Annotated in this window: 9 protein-coding genes and 2 pseudogenes; 2 read left to right on the top strand and 9 right to left on the bottom strand. The window is 67.2% G+C overall.

Translation table 11 applies throughout. The features are described from left to right. Positions 1 to 842 (bottom strand): annotated as a pseudogene (locus B1A87_RS17565) (amino acid ABC transporter ATP-binding protein). Beyond that, on the bottom strand, positions 839 to 1,921 hold the full coding sequence (locus tag B1A87_RS17560) for an amino acid ABC transporter permease (protein WP_185982355.1): 1,083 nt from the start codon (positions 1,919 to 1,921) through the stop codon (positions 839 to 841). Before B1A87_RS17560 ends, B1A87_RS17565 begins: the two are co-directional and overlap by 4 nt. A gap of 247 nt (positions 1,922 to 2,168) precedes the next feature. Here B1A87_RS17560 and B1A87_RS17555 point away from each other — a divergent pair. Next, a pseudogene (locus B1A87_RS17555) lies at positions 2,169 to 4,144 on the top strand (FAD/NAD(P)-binding protein). 2 nt (positions 4,145 to 4,146) lie between these two features. Then, positions 4,147 to 4,668: a GNAT family N-acetyltransferase gene (locus B1A87_RS17550; RefSeq protein ID WP_078027486.1), complete on the top strand. Its 522-nt coding sequence runs from the start codon at positions 4,147 to 4,149 to the stop codon at positions 4,666 to 4,668. A gap of 215 nt (positions 4,669 to 4,883) precedes the next feature. Here the strand turns inward: B1A87_RS17550 and B1A87_RS17545 are convergent, their stop codons facing one another. The 7 genes from B1A87_RS17545 to B1A87_RS17515 form a co-directional block, all read right to left on the bottom strand. After that, positions 4,884 to 6,173 carry an ammonium transporter gene (locus B1A87_RS17545; RefSeq protein WP_078027485.1) on the bottom strand — a complete coding sequence of 430 codons (1,290 nt, stop codon included), beginning with the start codon at positions 6,171 to 6,173 and terminating at the stop codon, positions 4,884 to 4,886. 195 nt (positions 6,174 to 6,368) lie between these two features. Beyond that, a complete protein-coding gene (locus B1A87_RS17540) occupies positions 6,369 to 6,611 on the bottom strand; it encodes a hypothetical protein (RefSeq protein ID WP_144275865.1) in 243 nt (80 codons plus the stop codon). Positions 6,612 to 6,718: 107 nt separating this feature from the next. Further along, positions 6,719 to 6,946 carry a hypothetical protein gene (locus tag B1A87_RS17535; RefSeq protein ID WP_144275864.1) on the bottom strand — a complete coding sequence of 76 codons (228 nt, stop codon included), beginning with the start codon at positions 6,944 to 6,946 and terminating at the stop codon, positions 6,719 to 6,721. Next, positions 6,947 to 7,540 carry a hypothetical protein gene (locus B1A87_RS17530; protein ID WP_144275863.1) on the bottom strand — a complete coding sequence of 198 codons (594 nt, stop codon included), beginning with the start codon at positions 7,538 to 7,540 and terminating at the stop codon, positions 6,947 to 6,949. Continuing rightward, positions 7,537 to 9,744 carry a multicopper oxidase family protein gene (locus B1A87_RS17525; protein ID WP_078027483.1) on the bottom strand — a complete coding sequence of 736 codons (2,208 nt, stop codon included), beginning with the start codon at positions 9,742 to 9,744 and terminating at the stop codon, positions 7,537 to 7,539. Before B1A87_RS17525 ends, B1A87_RS17530 begins: the two co-directional genes overlap by 4 nt. A gap of 304 nt (positions 9,745 to 10,048) precedes the next feature. Then, complete coding sequence (locus B1A87_RS17520; protein WP_260680915.1) at positions 10,049 to 11,638, bottom strand: FG-GAP-like repeat-containing protein; 1,590 nt, start codon at positions 11,636 to 11,638, stop codon at positions 10,049 to 10,051. Between the two features lie 215 nt (positions 11,639 to 11,853). Continuing rightward, entirely contained in the window at positions 11,854 to 12,099 is a 246-nt protein-coding gene (locus B1A87_RS17515) for a hypothetical protein (protein WP_078027481.1), read from the bottom strand. Positions 12,100 to 12,112 lie beyond the last annotated feature (13 nt).

Below are 12,112 nucleotides of genomic sequence, written 5' to 3'. Positions count from 1 at the left end.
TTAGATGTTGAAGGCGGGTTCGATCACCTTGGAGAAGAAACTCCGGGTGCGTTCTTCCTGCGGGTTGGTGAAAATGTCCTTGGGGGCGCCCTGTTCCACGATCTGGCCCTGGTCCATGAACACCACGGTGTCCGCCACGTCCCGGGCGAAGCCCATCTCGTGCGTGACGATGATCAGGGTGGTCCCGGACTTGGCCAGTCCGCGGATCACGTCCAGCACCTCGTTGACCAGCTCGGGGTCAAGGGCGGATGTGGGCTCGTCGAACAGCAGGATCTTGGGATCCAGCGCGAGCGCCCGGGCGATGGCCTGTCTCTTATACACATCTAGATGTGTATAAGAGACAGGGAGAGCTGGCGCGGGTAGGCGCCGGCGCGGTCCTTGAGCCCCACCCGGTCCAGCAGTTCGAGGCCGCGCTCGCGGGCCTCCGCCTTGGAGGGGCGCGGTTTTCCGGGACGCTGGGCCACCACGGGTGCCTCGGTGACGTTTTCCAGGGCGGTCAGGTGCGGGAACAGGTTGAAGTTCTGGAACACCATGCCGATTTCGGTGCGCTGCTGCAGGATGTCCTTTTCGCGGAGTTCGTGGAGCCTGTTGCCGCGGACGCGGTAGCCCACCAGTTCGCCGTCGATGGCGATGAACCCGCCGTCCACCTTCTCCAGGTGGTTGATGGTGCGCAACAGGGTGGACTTGCCCGAACCCGAGGGGCCCACGATCACCGTCACGCCGCCGGGCTCCACGGTCAGGGTGATGCCCTTGAGGACCTCGGTAGCGCCGAAGGACTTGCGGACTTTCGTGATTTCCACGAGCCCGCGGGTGGCGGGCGGTGCAAGGGTGGCGGTGCTCATCGGAGGCTCCTGACGGTGGCGTGGGTGGCGAAGAATTTCCGGGCCTTCTGCAGCGGGGTGAGCGGCAGGGTGCGCACCGCGCCCTTGGAGTAGTGCCGCTCGATGTAGTACTGGAAAACGCTGAGCACCGAGGTGATCACGACGTACCAGAGCGTGGCCACGAGGAGCAGGGGCAGGACCTGCTGGGTGCGGTTGTAGATGACCTGCACGGTGTAGAACAGCTCCGAATAGGCCAGGACGTAGACGATGGACGTGCCCTTGACCAGCCCGATGATCTCGTTGAACGCGTTGGGCAGGATGGCGCGCATGGCCTGCGGGAGCACGATCCGGGTGGACCTCCGCCACGCCGGGATGCCCAGGGCCGCCGCCGCCTCAAGCTGGCCCTGGTCCACCGACAGGATGCCGCCGCGGATGATTTCCGCGGAATAGGCCGCCTGGTTCAGGGTCAGGCCGAGCCCTGCTGCCGCAAACTGGCTGATCAGTGTGGTGGTCTGGACCTCGAAGAACCTGATGTCCGTAAACGGGATGCCGAGGCTGATTTTCTCGTAGAGGTAGCCCAGGTTGTACCAGAGCAGCATCTGGACCAGGAGCGGAGTGGACCGGAAGATCCAGGAGAACATCCAGGACACGGAGAGCAGCAGCGGCGAGGACGAGATCCTCATGAGGGCCAGGATGAAGCCCAGGACAAACCCGAGCACGCCGGAGATGGCCGTGAGCTTGAGGGTCTCCACGACGCCCTTCACCACGGACTGCGCGGTGAACCACTGAGCCACCACGCCCCATTCCCAGCGCGGGTTCGTGGCCAGCGACCATGCCACCACGGCCACTCCCAGCGCCACCACGGCGGTCCCCACCCAGCGCCAGGGCCGGGGACCAGCGACGAGGGGGTAGTCCGCGTAGTCGGCGGCCGGCTTTCGTGATGCGGGCACGCCGCCGGACGGTCCGGACGTGTTGCCGGACGGGCCGGATGCGCTTGCGGCTTCGGGTGCAATTCCTGCCGGGTCGCCCTGGGCGGCGGCTGGCGCAGCAGACGCCGGCTCCGGTGCGGACTGCGGCACCGTGGTTGCTGCTGAACTCATACGCCACCTCGCTTCTTCGTTTGGTCTTTCGGGGTTGGATGGCTGCCAATCTAGGTGGGCCGCAGACGTCCGGCAAAGCGGCAAGTTGCATTCGTTCATCCGGCTTATCCGGGCGTCATGAGACGAATTCTTGCGCGGATTTACGCGCCGTTACGCGGGGTGAACGGCCATGACCAGGCCCCTCGACCGGCGCCCCGTGCGCCCCCTAGCCTGAGGGCTCCGAGCCCGTCCCGAACAGGAGTTCCCGATGCCAGCGCAGCACCCGTCCGTGGTCTTCATCGGCGGCGGTCCGCGCACCGCCGGCATCCTCGAGCGGCTGGCCGCCAACAGGCCCGAGCTGGCGGCCGGGCCCCTGGACGTCCACGTGGTGGAACCGTACGAGCCCGGTTCCGGCAGGATCTGGCGCTTCGACCAGGACCCCGGGCTCATGCTGAACTCGGCGGCCGCGGACGTCACCATGTTCACCGACACGTCGGTGCTCTGCGAGGGCCCGGCAGTGGACGGCCCGGGACTCGCCGGCTGGGCCGCCGGCGTGTTGGACGGCTCCATCACCGATGTTCCGCCGCTGCCGCCGCATCTGCTGGAGCAGCTGCGCTCGCTGTCCGGCACCACGTTTCCCACGCGGCAGCTGCAGAGCAAGTACCTTGAGTGGTTCTACCGGCGGGCAGTCCGCGCCCTCGGCAGCGGCGTCACGGTCACCGTTCACCGGGACACGGCGGTCGCCGTCGAACCGCTGACCGCCGAACCCGACGGCGCAGGGTACGGCCTGTCTCTTATACACATCTAGATGTGTATAAGAGACAGCTGCACGCCGACGTCGTGGTCACCGCACTGGGGCACACGGACTCCCAGCCGGACGCCCGCTCGAAGCGCTGGGTGGACTTCGCCGCTCGGCACGGCGGGTTCCATGCAGCTCCCAGCTACACCACCGACATCGACTATTCCGCCGTGGCCCCCGGGCAGGACGTGATTGTCTCCGGGATGGGGCTGGCCTTTGTTGACCTGCTGGTGCTGCTGATGGAAGGGCGCGGCGGCCGCTTTGAAGAAGCGCCCGACGGCGGCCTCCGTTACGTGCCGTCCGGGGCAGAACCCCGCCTCTGGGCCGGATCACGGCGCGGCGTTCCCTACCATTCCAAGATTTCCTCGGCCCTCCGCGGCGAACCGGCCGGGAATCCCAGGTTCTTCACGGCGGAGGCCGTTGACGCGTTGTTGGCGCGCCACGGCGAGCTCGATTTCCGCACGCAGCTGTGGCCGCTCATCGCGAAGGATGCCGGCTACGGCTACTACCGCGAACTGTTGACCGGCAGCCCTGCGTCCACGGGGCAAAGCGGGAGGGCCGCCATGGGCTGGGCCGAGTTCTCCCGCCGGTTTGCCGCCCTGGACTGGTACAGCGCCAGCCGCCGGGAACTCGTGGCGGAGGCCGTCCCGGACACGGCATTGCACCTGGACCTTGAGCGCCTGGACCGGCCGTTCGACGGGCGGCAGTTCGCCGGCCACCGCGAAGTGCAGGACGCCGTCGCCGCGTATGTCGAGCACGACCTTGAGCTCCGGACGGGCCCCGACCATCCGGAAACCCTGGCGCTGTTCATCGCGCTGCTCAAGGTCTACATGGACCTGGGCCGGATCGTTCCGCCCGAGCGGCTGAACGCCCGGTCGCAGCAGGACGTGCACGGCTGGTGGCACGGATTCTTCAGCTTCGTGGATTCCGGGCCGCCGCCCCGGCGGCTGCGGGAGATGCTGGCGGTCCACCGGGCCGGGCTGCTGCAGTTCCTTGGCCCGGGGCTGAGCGTCGCCGCGGACGAGGAGGCCGGGCAGTTCGTGGCCACGTCACCGCAGTCCGGCCTCACGGTGCGGGCCACGGCGTTCATCGAGGCCCGGCTGCCCGCACCGTCTGTGGCGGAGTCCGCCAACCCGCTGCTCCGCTCCCTGCATGCCGCGGGGCTCGGTACCGAGCAGCACCTGCTCACGGCGGACGGCGCACATTCCACGGGGCGCCTCCTCGTCTCCTCCGCGCACCAGCTCGTGGGACGCGGGGGACACCCCCAAAACCGGCTGTTCGGCGTCGGGCCCGGAACCTCCGGGTGGGGCGCCGGCGCCTTCGCGCGCCCGGGCACCAACGCGGCGCCGTTTCGCGAGAACGATGCCCTGGCGCGGCGGATCCTCACCGCGCTGGCCGAACTCACTCCGTCATCCACCGTCACCGCCGCCGTCGGAAAGGCCTGAACATGCAACTCGAAACCGCTCCGCCGCGGCCGGACGCCGCCGCCTTCACCGTCCTGGAACTGCCCATGGACGACCCGCGGGTCCGGCTGCTCCTGGACGAGCTCGCCGTCGAGTATGACTCCCGCTACGGCGACCTGTTCGGCCGGGGCTCGGCCGCCGAGGAACTCAACAAATACCCGGCCGCGGAATTCCAGGCGCCGGCCGGGGCGCTGCTGATCATCCAGGAGAACGGGGAATCCGTGGCGGGCGGAGCGTTCCGCCGGTACGACGCGCAGACGGCCGAGTTCAAGCGCATCTGGACGCATTCGGCGCACCGGCGGCGCGGCCTTGCCCGCCGGGTCCTGGCCGAATTGGAGCACCTCGCGGCAGCGCGCGGGTACCGGGGCGTCTACCTCACCACGGGCCCCCGCCAGCCCGAGGCCAAGCATCTGTACCTGAACACGGGGTACACGCCGCACTTTGACCTGGCGGCGGACCCCGAGACAATCGGGCCGCTGGCGTTCACGAAGGACCTGCCGGGCTGACGGCGGATTCCTTGCGGGTCGTCTCTCCGCTCCGCCGGCCCGGGCAGCCGCGGCAAACAGCGAAGAACCCCGCGCAAGTGTCCCTGCGCGGGGTTCTCCTAAGTAGCAACTCCGCACATGGGGGAATGCGGAGGGGCTGAGACCAAACTATCGGTATCCGGCTCTCGGTTCAACCGGACCGTGGTCCGGCAAGTCCAGCCCGTGCGGCGGAGCTGTTAGGCGCGGACGGCGGACCCCAGGTTTACCGGGTCCTCGTCCGTGAGGTAGGCAAACTCGGAGTGGGCGGCCAGGTCGATGCCACGCAGTTCGTCCTCCTCGTGGATGCGAAGTCCCATGGTGACGTCCATGACCTTGGCGATGATCCAGGTCAGGCCGAAGGAATACGCCAGCACCGCCACCGTCGCGAGGGCCTGGATGCCCAGCTGCTGCGGCCCTCCGCCATACAGCAGGCCGCTGACGCCGTTCGGCGCGCTGCCGGTGGCAAAGATGCCGATCAGGAGCGTGCCGATGATGCCGCCCACGAGGTGCACGCCGACGACGTCCAGGGAATCGTCGAAGCCGAGCCGGAACTTCCATTCGATGGCCAGCGAGCAGACGGCTCCGGCAATGGCGCCGATGGCCACCGCACCGAGCGGGCTGACGGCACCGCAGGCGGGCGTGATGGCCACCAGTGCCGAGACAAGTCCGGAGGCCGCGCCCATGCTGGTGGTTGCTCCGTGCCTGACCCGCTCCACCGCCGCCCAGGCCAGGAGTCCGGCAGACGCCGCTACGGCCGTGTTCAGGAAAACGACCGACGCGGAGTGCCCGGCGGTCAGGGCGGAACCGGCGTTGAATCCGAACCATCCGACCCACAGCAGGCCTGCGCCCACCAGCACCAGGGGCCGGCTGTGCGGCTTGGTGTGCTCCATCTTGGGCCATCCGGAACTCCGGCCCAGAACCAGGGCGAGGGCCAGTGCCGCGGCGCCGGCATTCATGTGCACCGCTGTTCCGCCGGCGAAGTCGATGGCTTTGATTCCGTTCGCGATCCAGCCTCCGGTTACTGAGCCGTCGGCAGAATTGAACGCGAACACCCAGTGGGCAATCGGAAAGTACACCAGCGTGGCCCACACGCCGGCGAACACCATCCAGGCGCCGAACTTCATCCGGCCTGCGGCCGCTCCGGCCACCAGGGCGGTGGTGACGCAGGCAAAGAACAGCTGGAAGGCAGCGAAAAGGGCTGTGGGCAAGGCCTGATCGGGATTATCCGCCAGCACGGGCTCCATGCCGGCGTACTGGGTGATGTCCCCGATCAGGCCCAGGCCGTTCACGGAATTGCCAAAGGCCAACGAGTAACCGAACAGGGCCCACAGCACTGCCACCAGGCTGGCCCCGCCAAAGCACATCATCATCATGTTTAGGATCCGGCGCGATCCCACCATGCCACCGTAAAAGAGGGCCAGGGCGGGAATCATCATGCAGACCAGGGCGGAACTTGCGAGGATCCAGGCAACATCTCCAGCGTTCACGGGAACTCCACTCGTAATCGGGGTGAGGCATCTTGCTGAGACCGACGAATGCCGTTGTCCACACAACATAGAGCGCGGAGAACTGCCGTAGGTTTCGCTCACGTTAAATGCATGTCACCGCCGGACGGCTGTCATACCGGCGACGGCGGCCCCCAGACCGGGGTCCGCCGTCGCCGGGCTTCAGCAAACGCGTTCCTAATGGGTGGTGCTGTGCGTGATGTCCCCGGCGCCCGCATCGCCGAACCAGCCCGGCACCGTTCCGGTGAGGCCGATGACGCCCACGGCGATCGCTGCCACCACCGTGAGCGAGCGGATATGGGAAGAGGCTGGCGGAGGTTCCGAACCGTTGCCGGCCCGGGAACGGGCACTGCGGCGCAGCAGGACGGCGGCCAGCATCACGGCGCCCAGTTCAAGGACGCAGGAGGCAACGTCGGCCACGCCCACCGGTTCGGGAATGCCGGCTCCGGGACCGAACGGCAGCCCCGTGGTGCGGGACCACGCCCAGACGCACAGCGGTAGGACCGAGACCTGTCTCTTATACACATCTAGATGTGTATAAGAGACAGGGCATTGGTGCGCCGGCCGGCGCGCAGCAGGGTGATGCCCACGACGAGCTCCGCCAGGGCTAGGACCAGGAAGAAGGCTGCGGCCTCGGTCCAATGGTCCAGGTGCTCCGGGATGACGGCGGCGTGGATGGCTGCCGCGCCAAAGAGCGCGGCCGCCAGAACCAGCCTGCGGTGGTCAAGCGCCGGCCGGCTGTCTCTTATACACATCTAGATGTGTATAAGAGACAGGGGTGCGGCTCCTGCTTTCAGGCGCCCCCCGCGGATAGCCACCAGCCAGCCGACCACCACCACGTTGGTGGCGAGGATGATCGCGCTGCCGTAGCCGAGGGCCGCAAACTGCAGCCCGAGAGTCGCCGGCCCGAGCTCTGCCGTGGCGTCGGCCGTCGAATTGTGGTGCATGACTTCCATGAGCCGCAGCTGCAGGACGTAGTCCCACGCCGAACTGGCCGCACTCTCCACGACCCCGGCCACCGTGCCTGCCGCCGCGACCAGCAGCCCGGTGGCTATCACGGTCCGCGGCCTGGACGGCTCGGGGCCGAACCAGCGCACTGCCAGTGCTAGGGCTGCGAGCACCGCCACCATGAATACCGGCACGGCGGCGGCTGATTCGCGCAGCCAGCCCAGGAAGGGCTCCTGCGTGCGCTCGATGGCACCGACGGCACCCCGCATCGACATGATCCAGAAGCCGTCGGCGAAGGACAATGCCGCCGCGAGGAGCCCCACGGTTGGCCACGGGACGGCCGGGCGCCCCCGCGTGGGGGCGCCCGTTCCGGTGGTGGCATTCGCCTGCTGGGTGGTCACGGCGTGATCTCCCAGCCGAACATCATGGCATGGTCTTCATGGGCGAGGTTGTGGCAGTGCGCCACGTACGGTCCCACGAAGTCCCGGAACCCGCGGTAGACGATCGTGGACTCGCCGGGATCCAATGCCACCAGGTCCTCACGTGAGACGTCGTCCGGATGGGACTTGTCGCCGCCGCGGGTGACGTCCTTGCCGCCCCGCATGACCACCCGGTGCTCCTCCATGTGCAGGTGGAAGGGGTGCACCCAGCCGCCGCCGCCGTTGCGGATCTCCCAAAGGTTGAAGCTGTTCTTCTTTTGCTGCGCCAGGGGCGTGCGGCCGGCCCGGTTCTTGAGGCTTGCCGCCACGGTGTTTGGTGTGAACGGCTTGCCATTGATGAGCCATTCGGTCTCACCGCCGGCGCTGCCCCGCTCCACCTCGAAGATAAGGCGGTTGTCCAGCATGCTCTGCCAGTTGGACGGTAGCGGCGGAAGGTCGCGCATCTTCACGGGGATCTCGCTGTCGTCCGGCGCGTCGTCACCGATGACGATCTTGATCATCGGCACCTTGTAGGCAGGGTCCGGCGCAAACCGGGACGAGTTGGCCCACATCCGCCCATTGGGCATCTTCATGACGTTGGTGAGGTAGATGACGTCGCCCTTGGTAGTGGGCGTGCCGTCCTGGTACCGGCTGAAGTCGACCACAACCTCGCGGCGCTTGGCAGGCCACAGCTCGAACGAATCCCGCTTGATCGGAAAGGGCAGGAGCCCGCCGTCAGAGGCGATCTGGGTGAACTGCATGCACTGCTGGGCATCCGGGATCCGGTACTGTCCTTCAAGCTCGTCGCCCTTGTAGCCGAGCGAAGCGGAGGTCTTGGGGCCCTGGGTGGAGCTCATCAGCTTGAACTCGTAGATTCTGGCAATCGAGGCGTCCAGGAACCGGAAACGGTACTTGCGCCGCTTCACTTCCATCACCGGATAGGCGGTGCCGTTCACGGTGAAGATGTCGCCCACGAACCCGTGGCTGGGGAAGTGCTTGTAGAAGGTCTTGCCCCACCATTCCGGGTGCTTCGCCGGGTTCTTGGCGTCCGGGAAGTCGCCGTGCACATCGTGGATGTCCTTGTGCATGGTGACGCCATCGTCGAGCCGGCAGTCATAGAAGGCCAGCGGGATGTCGTAGTCGACGTCGAAGGACCCGTCCGGGTTGTCCTTGCGCACGCCCGGCAGCCGCAGACCCTGCCGCTCGTCGCCCATGTCCATGCCGTTCTTGGGGTCGTAGATGGGGTAGAGCCCCACCATGCCCTTATAGACGTTGGAACCCGTGTGATCCATCCGGTGATCGTGGAACCAGAAGAAGCTCTGCTTCTCGCGGTCGTCGTTGCCGGCCGGCCAGTTCAGGTACAGGTTGTCGCAGAACGTCTTCGGCAGGTATCCCTCATACTTGGGTCCGGCGGTCATCGAGTAGTGCGGGTTGCCGTCGCTTTCGGGCGCGGTATGACCGTTGTGCAGGTGGGTCAGGAAGGACCAGTCCGGCGAGCCGAAGTCCTGGCGGTCCAGGTTCAGCGGGTTCTCGTCCAGGTGGTTCTCGAACCGGACCAGGGCCGGCCTGCCGTACTCGGCGTTGATCATCGGTCCCGGGAACGTCCCGTTGAAGCCGTAGATCGTGCTGAGCGGAAGGGTCCGCTTGGTGCCGGCGGGGTATGACTTGCGCTTCTCATCGAAGGAGATCGTCGGCCGCCCGTTGGCATCAATCGGCAGCACCTGGGACGTGGTGAAGGCATGTTGCCGCAACAGGATGTCGATCTTGTACACGAGGGGGTCGGGCGAACCGATCTGGCTCGGCCAGATCTGGTGCCGTTCATTCCTCATGGAGTTCTGCTGGCCCTGGCCGGGTCCCGGCGGCTCGTTCCACTCGGTGTAGCCCTTGACAAAGCTGTCGCCCACCGCGGGCGTCGGGGCCAGGGCCTTGGGTATGGGCAGCTGGTCCTTGAACGGGGTCAGGATCAGCGGGCTCGTGGGAAATGCCTCGATGTAGAACAACAGATCACCGAGTGCGGTGGACGAGGCGGCGAAGGCGCCGTCCGGGGAGAGCAGGCCCTTCTGCGCGAGCAGCGGACCGGCCCAGCCTTGTGCCGCAACGAGTGCGGCTCCGGCCCCGCCGGCGGCACCCAGCCGCAAGAGCGTACGGCGGGACACATTGGTTGTTCCTGCGGATTCTTCTGACATGGGTATGCGCCTCCTTCACGGGGCAGAAAAAGATGGCCTGCTGGCCCCGGGTTCGATCAATGAAGGTCCTGCCCGGCGGTTTCTGCACCGGGAAGCTATTGCCTGCGGGAACCGGCTGCGCTTGTCGTTGCCCCGCGCAACCACTGTGTGCGGGAGGGCTTGGAAAAACGTTGTTGTGTTGCCGGCGCATACCCCTCATTGAGATGGGTATAGCGACCCCTCGATTACTGGTTTGCTGTCAGCATGGCGATCGCTGAAGAGCTGCGGCCGTGCCTGCGCGCCCGGCAGGCCGACGACGGCCGGACTAGAAAATCGGTGCCAGGCCGTTCCAACCGGGGCCCACCTGCGCCCTTGGAAGAAATGTGCCGGAGCCACTGCCGGGGTAGAGCCACAGAACGCCGGCGCCGTCGCGCGCCAGAAGGTCGGGGTTGCGGTCGCCATTAAAGTCGCCTGGGCTCACGACGGCGGTCATGGTGTTCCAGCCGTTGCCAACCCGGACGCGGGGCAGGAATCCGCCGGTGCCGTTGCCGCGGTACAGCCAGAGATCCCCGGTGGCCGCCTCCCGGGCCAGCACGTCTGCGGCTCCGTCGTTATTCATGTCGCCGGGACCCACGAGGGCGTTAAAGATGGTCCAGCCGTTGCCCGCCTGGACACGTGGCAGGAATCCGCCGGAGCCGTTACCCGGGTATAGCCACAGCCTTCCGGTGATGCTCTCCCGCGCAAGGACGTCCACGCGCTGGTCGCCGTTGAAGTCGCCCGGGCCCAGAATGGCGCTGAAGATGTTCCAGCCGTTGCCCACTTGGATGCGGGGCAGGAATCCGCCGGTCCCGTTGCCGCGGTAGAGCCACAGCCTTCCGGTGGAAGTTTCCCGGGCAAGGACGTCCAGCGGGCCGTCGCCGTTGAAGTCGCCTGGTGTTTCAAGTGAGTTGAACACGTTCCAGCCATTGCCGATGCGGATGCCGGGAAGCCTGCCGCCCAGCCCCGTCCCGGGATACATCCGCAGATCGCCTGTGGCGGTCACCCGGGCGAGGACGTCGTTCTTCCAGTCCCCGTTGAAGTCTGCCGTCGCCCTGGACAGGGTGGAGGCCGGAACGGGCAGCGGAGTGAAAGCGTACGGGTCGCAGGTCAGATCGTAATCCCGCGCATCGTCGTACCACTGCGAAAGGTAGACCCGGCCGCCGGAGAAGCTGGCTTTCCGGCAGAGATCCAGAGCCTCAGAGGGGAAATCGAGGCGGCCTGCAGTGGCCCAGACCGCGACGCCGGAGAGACGCCAGGAGCCGGTGATGCTAGCCCAGCCGGAGGCGAACGAGTAAACGCCGTACGAGAATCCGGCGTCGCGCAGGCCCCGCATGTTGCCCTCGATGATGTAGCGGTTCTCGCGCTGCTGCAGGGCCGTGGCGGTGGGCCATGGCTGGGCGGGCCGGGGCTCCACGTCGATCCACACCATCCGCGGCGCAAATCCGGCCCGGGTGAGGCTGGCCACCGCGAAGCGTGCCTCCGCGTAGCCGACGTTGGAGAACTGTCCGGCCCGGGTGGCGGAAGCCCACGGCCCTTGGGCCCCGTGGGCGACAATCTGCGCCGGCGTGGGGAAGGCCGCCATGGTGTAGGCCTGCGCCGGCTTCCCGTTCATCCTTGCCCAGGCCACCTGGCTGGCCAGGCACGGGTTTTCGGTGAAGGGCAGCCCTTTGGTCAGGCCGATAACCACGAATCGTGACGAGGCGGGCGGAAGGGGTAGGCCAAAGCCGCCCACCGCCGTCGGGCATTGGGGCCAGGAGATATCGTGGCCGTTCAGCGTAATGGCCTGCGCGCGGGGTGCCGCGGGGACGAAGCCGAGGAGGACGGCCAGGCAAACAATGAGTGCCGTCAGGAGGCGCCGAGCCGATGCCGCCTTCACGTCTCTCCCGGCCGCGCTCGGCGGATGCGGGCACGGGCCGCTTGCCGGCGTTCCACGCGGGAAAACCAGCCCCGAATGATGAATCTTGCCGTCCATCTCCGACTGCTCCTTAGCCACCCCCATTTTATGTCCGGACGGAGCAGTATGTCCGGACGGCACAGCACATCACGTGCCGGCCGGGCCGCCGCTCGCGGAGCGGCCGGGAGCGGCCCTGGCTATCGCATGGACCGCTGCATGTCCGCAGCTGCCGCCCGGTGATACGTGAGGGCGTCGGCGGCGTCGAGAACCTCCAGCGCCGTCATGTGGGCCGCGGCGGCCACGTCTCTGATGGGCATGCCGCGGGTGACCGCCCTCGCCACGGCAGCCTGCAGCTCGGGAGCAGAATGCTCGTGTTCAAAATCTGGGAATGTGTACGTCGCGGCAGCTTCTTCAACCGCCCGGATAGCTTCTTCGCTAGTCATCGCCGGCCTCCAT

The organism is Arthrobacter sp. KBS0703 (genome assembly GCF_002008315.2).
Taxonomy (GTDB): domain Bacteria; phylum Actinomycetota; class Actinomycetes; order Actinomycetales; family Micrococcaceae; genus Arthrobacter.
Note: the sequence above shows the minus strand (reverse complement) of the source record. Positions and strands in the feature narration are given on the sequence as shown.

Excerpts from the sequence above, each read along its gene's own strand:
- B1A87_RS17560 (WP_185982355.1), bottom strand. The coding sequence starts at position 1,921 with ATGAGTTCAGCAGCAACCACGGTGCCGCAGTCCGCACCGGAGCCGGCG.
- B1A87_RS17550 (WP_078027486.1), top strand. The coding sequence starts at position 4,147 with ATGCAACTCGAAACCGCTCCGCCGCGGCCGGACGCCGCCGCCTTCACC.
- B1A87_RS17535 (WP_144275864.1), bottom strand. The coding sequence starts at position 6,946 with ATGTGTATAAGAGACAGCCGGCCGGCGCTTGACCACCGCAGGCTGGTT.
- B1A87_RS17525 (WP_078027483.1), bottom strand. The coding sequence starts at position 9,744 with ATGTCAGAAGAATCCGCAGGAACAACCAATGTGTCCCGCCGTACGCTC.
- B1A87_RS17515 (WP_078027481.1), bottom strand. The coding sequence starts at position 12,099 with ATGACTAGCGAAGAAGCTATCCGGGCGGTTGAAGAAGCTGCCGCGACG.